Origin of the sequence: Burkholderia sp. SCN-KJ (assembly GCF_024656005.1) — a bacterium.
In the GTDB taxonomy this organism is placed as follows: Bacteria; Pseudomonadota; Gammaproteobacteria; order Burkholderiales; family Burkholderiaceae; genus Burkholderia.
Genome location: NZ_JANKOG010000022.1, coordinates 52,252 through 67,278, shown reverse-complemented (window position 1 = coordinate 67,278; position 15,027 = coordinate 52,252). Strand labels below are relative to the sequence as shown.

12 protein-coding genes and 1 pseudogene are annotated in these 15,027 nt (G+C 65.3%); 5 read left to right on the top strand and 8 right to left on the bottom strand.

Translation table 11 applies throughout. From position 1 onward, the window contains the following. Window positions 1-26: 26 nt before the first annotated feature. From fdhE to fdnG, 4 genes are all read right to left on the bottom strand, one after another. Complete coding sequence (gene fdhE / locus NQV17_RS29120) at window positions 27-962, bottom strand: formate dehydrogenase accessory protein FdhE (RefSeq protein ID WP_185733814.1); 936 nt, start codon at window positions 960-962, stop codon at window positions 27-29. A gap of 108 nt (window positions 963-1,070) precedes the next feature. Beyond that, window positions 1,071-1,697: a formate dehydrogenase subunit gamma gene (locus NQV17_RS29115; protein WP_044843841.1), complete on the bottom strand. Its 627-nt coding sequence runs from the start codon at window positions 1,695-1,697 to the stop codon at window positions 1,071-1,073. Then, window positions 1,694-2,608: a formate dehydrogenase subunit beta gene (gene fdxH, locus NQV17_RS29110; protein ID WP_124521880.1), complete on the bottom strand. Its 915-nt coding sequence runs from the start codon at window positions 2,606-2,608 to the stop codon at window positions 1,694-1,696. The genes NQV17_RS29115 and fdxH overlap by 4 nt, the downstream gene beginning before the upstream one ends. A gap of 10 nt (window positions 2,609-2,618) precedes the next feature. Beyond that, entirely contained in the window at window positions 2,619-5,690 is a 3,072-nt protein-coding gene (fdnG, locus tag NQV17_RS29105) for a formate dehydrogenase-N subunit alpha (RefSeq protein ID WP_257774913.1), read from the bottom strand. Window positions 5,691-5,830: 140 nt separating this feature from the next. Here fdnG and NQV17_RS29100 point away from each other — a divergent pair, with 140 nt between their 5' ends. From NQV17_RS29100 to NQV17_RS29090, 3 genes are all read left to right on the top strand, one after another. Next, on the top strand, window positions 5,831-6,763 hold the full coding sequence (locus NQV17_RS29100) for a YihY/virulence factor BrkB family protein (RefSeq protein WP_257774912.1): 933 nt from the start codon (window positions 5,831-5,833) through the stop codon (window positions 6,761-6,763). A gap of 421 nt (window positions 6,764-7,184) precedes the next feature. After that, entirely contained in the window at window positions 7,185-8,342 is a 1,158-nt protein-coding gene (locus NQV17_RS29095; protein ID WP_257774911.1) for a porin, read from the top strand. Window positions 8,343-8,820: 478 nt separating this feature from the next. Then, complete coding sequence (locus NQV17_RS29090; RefSeq protein ID WP_044843835.1) at window positions 8,821-9,294, top strand: VOC family protein; 474 nt, start codon at window positions 8,821-8,823, stop codon at window positions 9,292-9,294. Between the two features lie 187 nt (window positions 9,295-9,481). Here NQV17_RS29090 and NQV17_RS29085 read toward each other — a convergent pair. Together NQV17_RS29085 and NQV17_RS29080 are read right to left on the bottom strand one after the other, a co-directional pair. Further along, a pseudogene (locus NQV17_RS29085) lies at window positions 9,482-9,658 on the bottom strand (ANT(3'') family aminoglycoside nucleotidyltransferase); the annotation flags it as partial. Window positions 9,659-9,927: 269 nt separating this feature from the next. Next, on the bottom strand, window positions 9,928-10,377 hold the full coding sequence (locus NQV17_RS29080) for an HU family DNA-binding protein (protein ID WP_011548077.1): 450 nt from the start codon (window positions 10,375-10,377) through the stop codon (window positions 9,928-9,930). A gap of 268 nt (window positions 10,378-10,645) precedes the next feature. On the opposite strand from NQV17_RS29080, the gene NQV17_RS29075 reads away from it, so the two are divergent. Beyond that, window positions 10,646-11,764: an acyltransferase gene (locus NQV17_RS29075; protein WP_257774910.1), complete on the top strand. Its 1,119-nt coding sequence runs from the start codon at window positions 10,646-10,648 to the stop codon at window positions 11,762-11,764. A gap of 517 nt (window positions 11,765-12,281) precedes the next feature. Here NQV17_RS29075 and galU read toward each other — a convergent pair. Together galU and NQV17_RS29065 are read right to left on the bottom strand one after the other, a co-directional pair. Continuing rightward, window positions 12,282-13,169 carry a UTP--glucose-1-phosphate uridylyltransferase GalU gene (galU, locus tag NQV17_RS29070; protein WP_257774909.1) on the bottom strand — a complete coding sequence of 296 codons (888 nt, stop codon included), beginning with the start codon at window positions 13,167-13,169 and terminating at the stop codon, window positions 12,282-12,284. Window positions 13,170-13,398: 229 nt separating this feature from the next. Continuing rightward, the gene (locus tag NQV17_RS29065; RefSeq protein ID WP_006479318.1) at window positions 13,399-13,542 is read right to left on the bottom strand and encodes a hypothetical protein; all 144 of its coding nucleotides are present in this window, start codon (window positions 13,540-13,542) and stop codon (window positions 13,399-13,401) included. Window positions 13,543-13,755: 213 nt separating this feature from the next. Between NQV17_RS29065 and NQV17_RS29060 the strand changes: the two genes are divergently transcribed. Next, on the top strand, window positions 13,756-14,931 hold the full coding sequence (locus NQV17_RS29060) for an acyltransferase (protein WP_257774908.1): 1,176 nt from the start codon (window positions 13,756-13,758) through the stop codon (window positions 14,929-14,931). The last annotated feature ends 96 nt before the right edge of the window (window positions 14,932-15,027 follow it).

Here is a 15,027-nt window from a genome sequence, read left to right as displayed (position 1 = left end):
CTCGCGCGCGCCCCGGCTCCGTACCGTCATTCCGCTTCGCGCGACATGTCCGGCCACAGCAGCGGGTTCGGCGAACTGCGCTGGTAGCCGGCTTCGTTCATCAGCAGGTCGAGCGTGAGGCTCGCGAGATCGTCCGCCAGCGGCTCGAACTCGTAGTCCTTTTCCTGGTAGCCGATCTTGCGATAGGTCTTGCATTCGTCACACGACTCGGCCTTGACGGCTTCGCTGCCGCCTTCGATCCCGTGGTAGGCGATGCCCTTGGTCGAGTCGCAGTGCGAACATTTCGTGCGCACCATGTGCCACTCGGTCGTGCACAGCCCGCACTGCAGGAACCGGTAGCCCTGGTACTGGCCGCCGACGCGCACGACGCTCGCGACCGGATGCGTGCCGCACACGGGGCACAGCCCCGGCTGGTCGAGATACGGGACGTCGGCCGGTGCCACGCGGCTCGCGAGATCGGTCCAGACGACCTGCAGCGCGGCCATCAGGAACGGCGCGGTGGCCGGGTCGACTTCGGCGAAGCGCAACGCGAGGATCGCGTCGGCCTGCGCGTCGAGTTCGGCGGGCGCCATCAGGCGCAGCCGGTCGAGCAGCTTCGCGAGCGACGGATTGACGAGCCCGGCGCTTTCGACGCGGTCGAGCAGTTCATACAGCACGGCCCGCCACTGCGGGTTGCGCTCGCCGTCGAGCGCCGGCACGAGGGGCATCGAATGCTGTTGCGCGCGTGCGATCGCTTCGGGCGACGGCAGCGGCAGTTCCAGCGCCTGCAGCGTCGCGTGCTGCGCGTCGGCAACGGTCGCCATCAGCCGCAGGTAGCCGCTGATCGGGTTCAGGTCGGCGAGCTTGCGCAGCCGGGCGGCACGCGCGGCGAACGCGGTGCCGCGCTCCGGCAGGCGAAAGCGCGGAATGGCCGAATGATCGAGCGCCGAAATTTCGGTCGGTTCGAGAATGCGTTGTGTCACGAAAATGTCATCCAAAAAAACAAGCGCCGACGAATCGGCGCTCTCAGGCGATTCCGACGGCTGGCGGAACGATACGCCGCAATCGGCGTATCGCCCCGCTCCGGTGCGTTATTTCACGCTTTCACGGAACCACTTCGGGTGATGCTTGCGGGCCCAGCCCAGCGTGACGGTGCCGCGCACCATCGCCCCGATCGAGCCCTTCACCCACAACGCCGCGTAAATGTGCACGATGATGCTCGCGATCAGCACGAAGGCCGCCACGGCATGCACGACAGCGGCCGCGCGGATCACCCCGATCGGGAAGTAGAACGAGAAGTAGCGCCGCCAGATCACGATCCCCGATAGGAGCAGCAGCAGCAGGCACGCCACCAACGTGAAGAATAGCAGCTTCTGTCCGGCGTTATAGCGCCCGACGGGCGGCAGCTTGTCTTCCTGGTTGGTCAGCACGTCGCCGATCTGCTTCAGCCATTGGCGGTCGTCCGCGTCGAGCGTGTTGTGATGCCAGAAGCGCACCACGAGAATCGCGAACGACACGAACATCACGAGACCGACGAACGGATGCAGGATCCGCGTCCACTGGCCGCCGCCGAACAGCGCGGTGAGCCAGAACATCGACGGATGGAACAGCGCGAGCCCGGACAGCGCGAGCAGCACGAACGTGATCGCGGTGATCCAGTGGTTCGTGCGCTCGTTCGGCGTGTAGCGGACGATCAGGTTGGGGTCGTCGTGCTTCATTTTGCGTCCTCCTTGATGCGTCGCGCCTCGTCGCGGGCGGCGGCTTCCTCTTCCTCGCTGACCTCGTTCGGACCGACCCGCGTGTAGTGGAAGAACCCGGCCAGCGCGGTCAGCGCGAGGCCGGCGACCGCGAGCGGCTTCGCGATGCCCTTCCACAGCCTCACCATCGGGCTGATCGACGGATTGTCGGGCAGCCCGTGGTACAGCGACGGTTTGTCGGCGTGGTGCAGCACGTACATCACGTGCGTGCCGCCGACGCCCTGCGGGTCGTACAGCCCCGCATGCTCGAAGCCGCGCTCCTTCAGGTCCTCGATCCGCTCGGCCGCGTGCTGCTTCATGTCCTCCTTGGTGCCGAACACGATCGCGCCGGTCGGGCAGGTCTTCACGCAGGCCGGTTCCTGGCCGACCGCGACGCGGTCGGAACAGAGCGTGCACTTGTACGCGCGATGATCCTTCTTCGAGATCCGCGGCACGTTGAACGGGCAGCCGGTCACGCAATAGCCGCAACCGATGCAGTTCTCCTCGTGGAAATCGACGATCCCGTTGTTGTACTGCACGATCGCGCCCGGCGACGGACACGCCTTCAGGCAGCCCGGATCCTCGCAGTGCATGCAGCCGTCCTTGCGGATCAGCCATTCGAGGTCGCCCGCCGGGTTCTCGTATTCGGCGAACCGCATCACCGTCCACGAGTGCTCCGACAGGTCGGCCGGGTTGTCGTACACGCCGACGTTGGTGCCGACCTCGTCGCGCAGGTCGTTCCACTCCATGCATGCCGTCTGGCATGCCTTGCAGCCGATGCACTTCGATACGTCGATCAGCTTCGCGACGCTCCCGGTCACCGGTTCGCGCGCCGTGGGCGGCGGCGTCGTGGTGGCCGAGACGCGCTTGATATCCAGCGATTGCAATGCCATCTCTTCCCCCTTACGCCTTTTCGACCTTCACCAGGAACGACTTGAATTCCGGTGTGTACGAGTTGCCGTCGCCTACGGACGGAGTCAGGGTATTGGCGAGATAGCCGGGCTTCGTCAGACCCTTGAAGCCCCAGTGCAACGGGACGCCGACCGTCTGGACCTTCTTGCCCTCGATCGTCAGCGGCTTGATCCGCTTCGTGACGAGCGCGACCGCGACGATGTAGCCGCGCTTGGACGACACCTTCACGCGATCGCCGTGCGCGACGCCGACTTCCTTCGCGAGGTCTTCGCCGATCTCGACGAATTGCTCGGGCTGGATGATCGAGTTCAGCCGCGCATGCTTGGTCCAGTAGTGGAAATGCTCGGTCAGCCGGTACGTCGTCGCGACGTGCGGGAACTCCGATGCCTTGCCGAACGACGCGCGGTCGTCCGGGAACACGCGGGCAGCCGGGTTGTTCAGCGCCTGCGGGTTGTCAGGGTGCAGCGGGTTCGCCGCGAGCGGCGTCTCGAACGGCTCGTAGTGCTCGGGGAACGGACCTTCGTTCATCCCCGCGCGGGCGAAGAAGCGCGCGACGCCTTCCGGGTTCATGATGAACGGCCCCATCCCGTTCTCGGGCGGTTCGTCCGCCTTGAAGTCCGGGATGTCGGAGCCCTTCCACGCGCTGCCGTTCCAGCCGATCAGCTTGCGGGTCGGGTCGAACGGCTTGCCGGCGACGTCGCACGATGCGCGGTTGTACAGGATCCGCCGGTTGGCCGGCCAGGCCCACGCCCAGTTCAGCGTCTGGCCGATGCCGGTCGGGTCCGAGTTGTCGCGCCGCCCCATCTGGTTGCCGGCCTGCGTCCAGGCACCGCAGAAGATCCAGCAGCCGCTCGCGGTCGTGCCGTCGTCCTTCAGCTGCGCGAACGCGGCGAGCTGCTCGCCCTTCTTCACGAGCGTCTTGCCCGGATCCTTCGGGTCGGGCAGGTCGGCGAGCGCACGGCCGTTGAACTCCATCGCGAGCTCTTCGGGCGTCGGGCTTTCCGCGTTCGCGTACGGCCAGGTCAGGTTCACGATCGGGTCCGGATACTTGCCGCCGTCCGCCTGATACATCTTGCGCATGCGCAGGAACAGCCCCGACATGATCTCGAGGTCGCTCTTCGCCTCGCCCGGCGGCTCCGCGCCCTTCCAGTGCCATTGCAGCACGCGGCTCGAACTGACGAGCGAGCCGTTTTCCTCCGCGAAGCACGTGGTCGGCAGCCGGAACACCTCGGTCTGGATCTTCGACGCATCGACGTCGTTGTAGTCGCCGTGATGCTTCCAGAACTCGGATGTCTCGGTCGCGAGCGGATCCATGATCACGAGCCACTTCAGCTTCGCGAGGCCGGCCGCCGTCTTCACCTTCGACGGCGCCGCCGCGAGCGGGTTGAAGCCCTGGCAGATGTAGCCGTTCATCTTGCCGGCATTCATCAGCTCGATCGCCTGCAGCAGGTCGTACTGCTTGTCGAGCTTCGGCAGGTAGTCGTAGGCCCAGTTGTTCTCGGCGGTCGCGGCATCGCCCCACCACGACTTCATGAAGCTGACGTGGAAGGCCTTGTAGTTCTTCCAGTAGCTCAGCTGGTTCGGCCGCAGCGGCAGCTGCACGCGCTTCTTGATGTAGCCGTCGAAATCCTGCTCGGCCTGCATCGGCAGCGTCATGTAGCCCGGCAGCAGGTTCGACATCAGCCCGAGATCGGTCAAGCCCTGGATGTTCGAGTGGCCGCGCAGCGCGTTCATCCCGCCGCCGGCGATGCCGATGTTGCCGAGCAGCAGCTGCACCATCGCGCCGGTGCGGATCATCTGCGCGCCGACCGAATGGTGGGTCCAGCCGAGCGCGTACAGGATCGTGCCGGCGCGGCCTGGCACGGCCGTCGTCGCGAGCATCTCGCACACCTTCAGGAATTTCTCCTTCGGCGTGCCGCAGGTCTGCTGGACCATGTCCGGCGTATAGCGCGCGTAGTGCTGCTTCAGCAGGTTGTACACGCAGCGCGGATGCTGCAGCGTCGGGTCGACCTTCGCGAAGCCATCGTCGCCCTGCTCGTAGTCCCAGCTCGATTTGTCCGGATACGCGTGCTTCTCGGCGTCGTAGCCGGAATAGATGCCGTCGTTGAACGCGAAATCCTCGCGCACGATGAACGAGAAGTCCGTGTAGTTCTTCACGTACTCATGCTGGATCTTGTCGTTCGTCAGCAGGTAGTTGATCACACCGCCCAGGAAGACGATGTCGGTGCCGGTGCGGATCGGCGCGTAGTAGTCGGCCACCGAGGCCGTACGCGTGAAGCGCGGGTCGACGACGATCAGCCGCGCCTTGCGGTGCGCCTTCGCCTCCGTCACCCACTTGAAACCGCACGGATGGGCCTCGGCTGCATTGCCGCCCATCACGAGAATCACGTCCGCGTTCTTGATGTCGACCCAATGGTTCGTCATCGCTCCACGGCCAAACGTCGGGGCAAGACCTGCCACCGTCGGGCCATGTCAGACACGCGCCTGATTGTCGAATACGAGCATTCCCAGACTGCGGACAGTCTTGTGCGTGAGATAACCGACTTCGTTGCTGCCCGCCGATGCGGCCAGCATGCCGGTGGTCAGCCAGCGGTTGACCTTCGCGCCGTCTTCCGCCGTCTCGACGAAGTTCGCGTCGCGGTCGGCCTTCATCAGCTTCGCGATCCGGTCGAGCGCGTCGTTCCAAGAGATGGGTTCCCACTTGTCCGAGCCGGGCGCACGATACTCGGGGTGCGTCAGGCGGTTCGGGCTGTGGATGAAATCGATCAGGCTCGCACCCTTCGGGCACAGCGTGCCGCGATTGACGGGATGGTCGGGATCGCCTTCGATATGGATGATGCTCGGCTGCGCATTCTTCGCGCCGTCACCGAGGCTGTACATCAGGATGCCGCAACCCACTGAACAATAAGGACAGGTGTTGCGCGTTTCGACTGTGCGCGCCAGCTTGTACTGTCGGACCTCGGCGAGCGCTTCCGTTGGAGAAAAGCCCAGCAGGGCTAGACTCGATCCGGCAAGCGACGTGGCCGTCACCTTCAGGAACTGGCGCCGGGACATTTGTAGCATGATGGTCTCGGCGATTTTGTGGGGTGGGGTGAAACTGAAAGGAATTATAGACAGTTGAGGCAACTATGACCGATTCGTAGGATCAATACCGATTTGTCTGATCCACCGATGTCCTGCGTTCAACGCACAACCGAACCGTCATGAAACGACAGATCACGTCCGAGGCCACCCGCCTCGCGCAACAACAGGCCAACTGGGCACTCAACGCGTTCAGGCGCTTCTCCTCCGACCGCTGCTCGGCGATGGCCGCAAGCATCGCGTTCTTCTCGGCATTCTCGCTCGCGCCGACGCTCGTGATGGTGATCGCCGTGGCCGGCTGGTTCTACGGCGACGACGCCGCACGCGGCCAGGTGTTCGAGCAGGCCCACCAGTTGATCGGCGACGATGCGGCGGCCAGCATCCAGACGATCGTGCAGAACGCGCATCGCGCGGGCCAGAGCGGCGGCATCGCGACGCTGATCTCGTTCGCCGCGCTCGCGCTCGGCGCGTCGGCGACGTTCGCGTCGCTGAACACCGCGCTCTCCGTGATCTGGCCGAGCACGGAAAGCCGCTGGTCGAGCATGCTCGGGCTCGTGCGCGTGCGGCTCATTTCGTTCGGGCTCGTGCTCGGCGTCGCTTTCCTGCTGATCGTGTCGCTCGTGCTCGATACCGCGATCACGTTCATCGGCACCTGGCTGCTCGGCGATTCACCGTATGTCGCGATCACCAACCTGCTGCAGTTCTTCGTCGGCATCGCAGTGCTCGCGGGCGCGTTCGCCGCGCTGATGAAGTTCCTGCCCGATGCGCGCGTCGCATGGCACGACGCGACGATCGGCGGGATCGTGTCCGCGATCCTGTTCTCCGGCGGCAAGAAGCTGTTCGCGCTGTATCTCGCGCGCGCGGGCACGGCCAGTGCGTTCGGCGCGGCCGGATCGTTCGCGGTCCTGCTGATGTGGCTGTACTTCTCGGCGGCCGTGCTGCTGCTCGGCGCGGAATTCGCGGCCGCGCGCGGCGATGCGCATCGCCGCAACGGCAACGTCCCGGCTGCGTCCGCGCCGACGGATCGCACCGCCGATCGCTCAGGGGGCAACTGAATCCCCACGTATTTTTTCCTGCGCGGCCGCGCGTCGCGCGCGCCTCATCGTCGCCCTACGCGACTGCCTTCGTTTCCGCAACCCACCCGGCCGCCGCGCGTTGATGCGTTCTTTGCATCAGCGCGCGACGCATGCTGCAACGGCAAACGTTTGCACACCTCGATTTCCGTGCGTCAACCGGCCAAACCCGCCCCTCCGCTGCCGAACGCACCAACCGCTGCAACAATCGCGGCGCAGCAATTGTCAACTATTTCAAAAAGAGGAACAGTCCTTGATGTGCTTGATATATATAGACTTTTTCTCGCTGTTACCTTTTCGAGACACTTTATTTTTTAAGCTTTCTTGCAGGTATGGCACTGAGCTATTCTCCAATCCGCAACAAATAATGAATGACGAATCATTTGCGTGGAGATACTCAACGATGAAGAAACTCGCACTCTCGACCCTCTCGCTCGCCCTGCTGGGCGCCGCTGGCGCTGCTCACGCTCAGTCGAGCGTGACGCTGTACGGCGTGATCGATACGTCGATCGCATGGGTCCACGGCAACGACGGCCAGGCCAACAACTCGTGGCAAATGCTGTCGGGCAACCTGCAAGGCAGCCGTTGGGGCCTGAAAGGTGCTGAAGACCTCGGCGGTGGCCTGAAGGCGATCTTCCAGTTGGAAAACGGTTTTGATCCGGGCACGGGCCACCTGAACCAGGGCGGTCGCATGTTCGGTCGTCAGGCATACGTCGGCCTCGAGAGCGCCCAGTACGGTACGCTGACGCTCGGCCGCCAGTACGACCCGCTGGTCGACCTGGTCCAGGCAGTCACGGCTGACAACTACTTCGGCAGCGTGATGGCAACGCCGGGCGACGTCGACAACAACGACAACTCGCTGCGCGTCAGCAACGCAATCAAGTACACGTCGCCGGTCTGGGCAGGCTTCCAGGTCGAAGGCATGTACGCCCTCGGCGGCGTCGCAGGCAAGACGGGCTCGGGCCAGACGTGGTCGGTCGCAGCTGCCTACAACAACGGCCCGGTCGGCGTTGCAGCAGGCTACTTCTACGCAGCCAACCCGTCGCCGACGACGGCTGTCGGCCGCGCAGGCTGGGGTTCGACGACGTCCGACGCGATCTTCGACGGCCCGATCAACTCGGGTTACGCAACGGCGAAGTCGATCGCCATCGCGCAAGTCGCAGGCCAGTACGCACTCGGCCCGGTGACGTTCGGTCTCGGCTACAGCAACGCACAGTACAAGCCGGACGCATTCTCGGGCTTCGGTTCGACCGAAAAGTACAACACGGGCCGCGCGTTCGTGACGTACCAGGTCACGCCGCCGCTGCTGCTGGGCCTCGGCTACTCGTACACGAAGGCAAGCGGCGACACGAGCGCGAAGTACCACCAGGTCGGCATCGGCGCGGACTACTCGCTGTCGAAGCGCACGGACATCTACCTGGTTGGCGCATACCAGCACGCGAGCGGCACGCAGCTCGTCGACGGCGTGCAGCAAAGCGCGCAAGCGTCGATCGCTTCGTACGGCTTCGCCGGCAAGAGCTCGGCCGAACTGGTCGCACTCGGCATTCGCCACAAGTTCTAAGAAGTACGTTTCCGGTGTGCATGGCGTCTCCGACGCCGTGCCGCCGAACTGCAAAACCAGTCACCGGTTTCGGCCGTGGCTGGTTTTTTTTCGTCCGTTGCCGGCGGCGCCGTGGCGAGCGGCGACCGTGGCCGGCACCGTGGGTACGGCAACCGGCCGGGAGCGGCGCCTGGGCCGCCCGTCGCGCGCCGGAAGCGTGTCCGCAGGCATCCGGATACCCTGCATTGTCGGACCGCGGCATACGGCCGGTCAGGCGCATGCCGCACTGGCTACCACCGCGCTCCCATATTCCTCCTGATGCGCGCAAGGAGGGTCCGGCGTCGCAACGGACGCATGTGTGTCCACCCTACCGATTTCGCTACCGCGACGCGAAGCACTATGCTTCGACGTGTCGATTTCGACGGCCGTCGTCCGTCGTATCGATGGCGGCACGCAGATTGCCCCGTTCCTCACCGACACACCCGACAGGAGACGCTCCATGACGATTCAGAAGATCACGCCGTTCCTCTGGTACTCGACGGAAGCCGAAGAAGCCGCGGCCTTCTATGCGGGCATTTTCCCGGACTCGCGCGTCGTGCGCGTCACGGCGGTCGCCGGCACCAGCGGCACCCGGATGGTCGAGTTCGAGCTGTTCGGGCAGCCGTTCATCGCGATGAGCCACCCGCGCACCGAGACGTTCAACCACGCGATCTCGCTGATGATCAGTTGCGCCGACCAGGCGGAGCTCGACCGCTACTGGAGCGCGCTGCTCGACAACGGCGGCACGGCCGACGGCTGCGGCTGGCTGCGTGACCGCTTCGGCGTCTCGTGGCAGATCGTGCCCGACGCATTGATTCCGATGATGGCCGACCGCGACGAGGTCAAGGCGGCGCGCGTGGCCGCGGCCATGATGCAGATGACGAAGTTCGACGTCGCCGCGCTGAAGGCCGCATACGCCGGCACGGCGGGCTGACGAAGCCACGGGCGCTGTGCGCCCTTCGCGCGGGCAGCGGCACGCGCGTGCAGCGCGTGCGCTCCGCGCATGACCGCGGTCGTCCACCGGATTGCATCGCGCCGCGACGCAATCGCAGGCAGCGGTCGCTCGTGCGACGCTACGTCGACAGCATCGCTTCGGCGATCCGTCGCGCGTGGCACACGAACGCGGCGAGCGTCACCAGCAGGTCGATGTCGCTGCGCGGTTTCAGCCCGCCGTCGCGCGCCGAGCCGAATCCGAACAGATGCATCGCCTGCGGCATCGCGCCGGGATGCCGCTCGATCGCCGCACGCGCGGCAGTCGCCTGGTCGGCGATCCCGACGGGAACGATCGCTGCATTCATCACGCGAGACTCGCGCGCAATGCGCAGCGATGCAAGACCGCGCGCCGGCACGAACACGACGATCCGGCCATCCGCGCAAGCGCGCCCGCGCCCGCGCCCGCGCCCGCGACACAGGATGCGCGTCACGTCATGCCGTGTCCGCGCAGTGCGATGCCGAAGCGGCCGCTCGATTTGCGCGGCGCAATAAAAATCCCCGTACGCTTTCGCGTACGGGGATCGTCGGACATCGCAACGGCCGCCGACCTGCAATCGGCGACCGTTACGCGGCATTACGCAGCCGCGTCCTTCAGCTTCTTCAGCGCACGTGCCTTCACGCGCACGCTGGCCGGCTTTGCGGGGAACCAGCGCTCTTCGCCCGTGAACGGATCCTTGCCGAAGCGCTTCTTCTTCGCCGGCACGACTTGCGCCGTGATCTTCAGCAGACCCGGCAGCGTGAATTCGCCTGCGCCCTTCTTGTGGACCGAGCCCAGCACGACGTTCTCGAGCGCGACGAGCACTGCCTTGACCGCCTTCACTTCGACAGCTGCACGCTCAGCGATGTGCGTTGCGAGCGATGCCTTCGTGAACTTGTCCTTCAGCGGCGTCGGAGCGGCCGGTGCTGCCTTCGCGACAGCCTTCTTGGCCACTACTTTCTTCGCGGGCGCAGCCTTTTTGGCAGCCACTTTCTTGGTGGCCGGTGCGGCAGCCTTCTTGGCCACCTTTTTTGCGGAAGTCGCCATGTTTCTCCTACCAGGTGTGGTCGTTGGATACACGAAGCGTGCAACGCGCGCGCTTCAACGCCGGATTCTACAAGCGCCGTGACGCTTCGTGCAGTACTTTTATGCGTTTTCGCGGGGTTTCCCGCAGGTTTTGTTGCGCGCGACCGACTTCGCCGACGCTCGAACAACGAAAAACGCCTTCACGTATACGTCGAAACGCGTCCGAACGCGAATTACGTTCGATATTTGCGCACCTATACTGACTTCGCTCAGTGCCCCGGATGCCTTCATGCGCGAAGTCAGATACGTCAAAGGACTCGACGGCCTGCGAGCCCTCGCCGTCATCCTCGTTTTCCTGTCCCACAAGGGCCACGTCCTCGCTGTCGACGTGGGCAAGCTCGGTGTGTGGACGTTCTTCTTCATCAGCGGATTCCTGATCGTCGGCGAACTGCATCGCAACCGTCAGGCAATCGAGAGCGGCACGATGACGCGCCGCCATGCGCTGGCGCTGTTCCTCGCGAAGCGCGCGCTGCGGATCTTTCCCGTCTACTACCTGCTGCTCGCCGCGCTCGCGATCGCGCACGCGCTGTTCTACCAGCGCGGCGTCAATCTCGGGCTCGCGTGGCACGCCACGTTCCTGTCGAACTACTGGATCGGCGTCGTCAAGGACGGCTGGCCAGGCTCCACGTCGCACTTCTGGAGCCTCGCGGTCGAGCAGCAGTTCTATCTGATCGCGCCGCTCACGCTGCTCGCGGTGCCGGCCGCGCGCCACGTCGCGCTCGGCGTCGCGGCCGTCGCGCTGTGCGCGCTCGCGCATCTCGCGCTCTACGCGCTCGACGCATCGCCGGTGCTGATCTACGCGTTTTCCCCGTGGAATTTCGCGCTGATCGCGCTGGGCGGCGTCGGCGCAATGGCGCTCGCCGATCGCGGCGAGGACGTCGTCCGCCGCATTCCGCCCGGCTGGCTCGGCGCCGCCGGCGTCGCGTTCTTCCTCGCGCTGCCCGCGTTCACGACGCTGCCGGACGTCGTCACGGGGCTCACGGATCTCGGCCTGTCCGCGTCGCTCGGCGCGCTGATGCTGTGGATCGTCACCGAACCCGACCACCCGGCCGTCGCACTGCTCGACTGGGCGCCGCTCGTCTATCTCGGCACGATCAGCTACGGCTTCTACCTGTTCCACAACCTGATTCCGGCACGTCTCGGCGAGATGCCCACGCTGTTCGCGCACGTGCCGATGCCCGCGATCGTCCGGGACGTGCTGCCGGAACTGCTGCAGTTCGCGCTCGCCGTGCTGCTCGCGCATCTGTCGTGGCGCTATCTGGAAAAGCGCCTGCTCGACTTCAAGAAGCCGATCGCCGCGATGCTGGCCCGGTACTTCGTCGCACGGCCGGGCACCTCGCCGCGCTGAGCGGAGCACCGCGACGGACGCGACGCAACCGGAACATGTGCGTCGGGGCCGGCGATGCCGCGCGCCGAAACGGTGCGGCCATCGGCCCGGTTCGCCCATCGGTTCGAGACGCACGCGACATCGGCGGACAGACGCTCCCCCGCGGCACGGGGAAGCGCGATCGAACGCCATTGCAAATCGACGCGCTGACCCGGCACGCCGACGGCTATCGCACCGCCCGACCGCCGCTCATCACGCCGCACGCGACCGACGCGTCGGCACCGGTTTCATCGCCACGGTGTCCGGGATCCGACGCACCGCGCAACACGGTGCAACGTGCACGCGAACCGGCATCGCCGTCCGGAGGCACACCGCAATCGTCGCGCACGCATCCGTTCGACGCCGCCCGGATTCAGCGCCGCCGATCACCCGCGGCCCTACGCCTGCGCGGCGAATGCACGCAAAAAAGCCCCGGCGCACAAGGCAGCCGGGGCCAACGGAACAACCACCACCTGAAACAGCGGAGCAGCGCGGCTGCTTATGCGACAGCAGCCAGCGCGGGCAGGCAGGTACGCAGGTACGCCTCGAATTCGCGGCTCACTTCCGGATGCTGGAGCGCGAGTTCGACGGTCGCCTTGAGGTAGCCGATCTTGCTGCCGCAATCGAAACGCGTGCCGAAGTAGCGATACGCGAGCACCTGTTCGTTCGCGAGCAGCGACTGGACGGCGTCGGTGAGCTGCAACTCGCCGCCCGCGCCCGGCTTGAGCTTGCGCAGGTGATCGAAGATCGTCGGCATGAACACGTAGCGGCCGACCACGCCGAGGTTCGACGGCGCGTCTTCCGGCGCCGGCTTCTCGATGATGCCCGACAGCTTGATGATGTCCTCTTCCCACTCGCGGCCTTCGATGACGCCGTACGAGCGGCTGTCCTCGCGCGGGATCGTCTCGACCCCGATCACCGAGCTGTGATAGTGGTCGAACACGTCGACGAGCTGCTTGAGCACCGGCTGTTCGCCATGCAGCAGGTCGTCGGCGAGAATCACCGCGAACGGTTCGCCGTGCACGAGCTTCTCCGCGCACAGCACCGCATGGCCGAGGCCGAGCGCTTCCGGCTGGCGCACGTAGAAGCAGTTCACGTGGCTCGGCTTGATGCCGCGCACGAGTTCGAGCAGCTTCTCCTTGCCGCGCGCCTCGAGTTCGGCCTCGATCTCGTACGACTTGTCGAAGTGATCCTCGATCGCGCGCTTGCTGCGCCCGGTCACGAAGATCATCTCGGTGATACCGGCGTTGATCGCTTCCTCGACCGCGTACTGGATCAGCGGCTTGTCGACGACGGGCAGCATTTCCTTCGGGCTCGCCTTCGTTGCCGGGAGGAACCGCGTGCCGAGACCGGCAACGGGGAACACGGCCTTGGTGACTTTCAACATGTTCGCATCCTGATTGCGTTGACTGCGCCGCGTCGCTGGACGACGTGGCGCGATTGTTTTCCGAACGGCATATCGAGAACCGACGGCACGGCCAATTCCACTCCGCTCATTTTCGATATGGACCGATTGCCCAGGTTTTTCGGAAAAGAGATAATCTGCGCATCCGGTCGATATTGCCGAACCCGGCACCGATACAGAAACAAATTACCGATTTTCCGGATACAAATTCTTACGATTCGAATTCCTCGATATACGGGACGCCGCCCCGCTCGAGCCCCGGGCGAATCGGCTCGTTCTTCAGCGCCTCGCGGTACGCCGACAGCACGGCCATGACCAGCAGTACTGCCGCGCTCGCGATCCAATGCATGTCCATCTTGCCGCTCCTTGCATCAATCAACTGGAGCTTCAAACTATCAGAAAAAAATCGGCAAATAATTGTGACGGCGGCGAAACCGCTTTCAGACCGGAATAACACCACTATCTGAAATACCGCTATTTCCCGGCGCGATTTTTTTATTGATTCGAGCGAATTCTTGCGCATTACGATTGGACCATCCCCTTCATCCGTCGCAAGGAATCGAATCGCATGCAAGCTTTCAGCGGATCGTCTTTGACTGCGCCGCCCGTCGCCGACCACAAGGAACACGTGATCGACGCGATGCGCGGGTTCGCGGCGCTGCTCGTCGCCTATTTCCACTGCCGCCAGGTCGTCTGGGTCGGCATGCAGAGCTTCCATCAAGCTTACGGTCATGCACTGAACCCGAGCGTGATCGCCGGCTACCTGACCTTCCCGTTCGCATGGGGCTCCGCCGGCGTGCCGATCTTCTTCGTGATCAGCGGCTACTGCATCCACCGCAATGCAGCGCTCAAGCTCGCGGCCAACCCCGCGTACCGGCTCGACGCGCCGAACTTCTGGGCGCGCCGCTTCGCGCGCATCTACCCGGTGCTGCTCGCCGCGCTGCTGTTCACGCTCGCGATGGACGCGGTCAGCCTGCAGATCGCGCCGGTCAGCCACAAGATCCGCGACGTCGGCATCACCGCGTTCCTCGTGAACCTGTTCTCGCTGCAAGGCGTCGCCGGCTACACGTACGGGTCGAACGGCGCGCTGTGGACGCTGTCGCTCGAAGTGCAGTTCTACGCAATCTACCCGCTGCTGTTCGCACTGCGCCGGCGCATCGGCATGCCGGCCATCGTGGTGGCCGTCGCGCTCGTCAACGTCGCGTCGGCGTGGCTGCTCGAACGGCACGACCTGCAGTTCTTCACGTCGTACTGGCTGTCCTGGACCGTCGGCGCGTGGATCGCCGACGTGCGCGCGCAGCCGGCGCGCGGCACGGCCGCCGTGCCGTCGCGCGCGTGGTACCTCGCGGCGGCCGTGCTGCTGGCCGCGGGCTGCGGCGCGTTCCGTTTCGGCCAGTACGGCGCGTTCCAGCTGTGGGCAGCCGGCTTCGCGTGCTTCCTGTACCGCGCGCTCGCCTGCCCGCCGCGCCCGACGCCGCTGCTGCGCGTGCTCGGCTGGTTCGGCGACTTCAGCTACTCGCTGTACCTGATCCATCTGCCGCTGTTCGTCTGCCTCGGCTCGGTGCTGTTCCACTCCGAACTGCAACTGTCGATCTGGCCGTCGATCGCGTTCATGGCCGCCGCGATTCCGGTCGCCTACGTGTTCTACCGGCTGTTCGAACGCCCGGCGATGATGTGGTCGGCCAGCCTGAAGCCGACCCGTACCGCCCGCGTCGTCGCACCGGCACCCGAACGGGCTGCCTGAACGGCGCCGTTCGCGCGCTCGCGGCCCCCGCCCGGCGTCAGGCTGCGCGGGGGCTTTTTTACGGGCAGGACGGCGCGAGGATGCATTTGCGCGGCG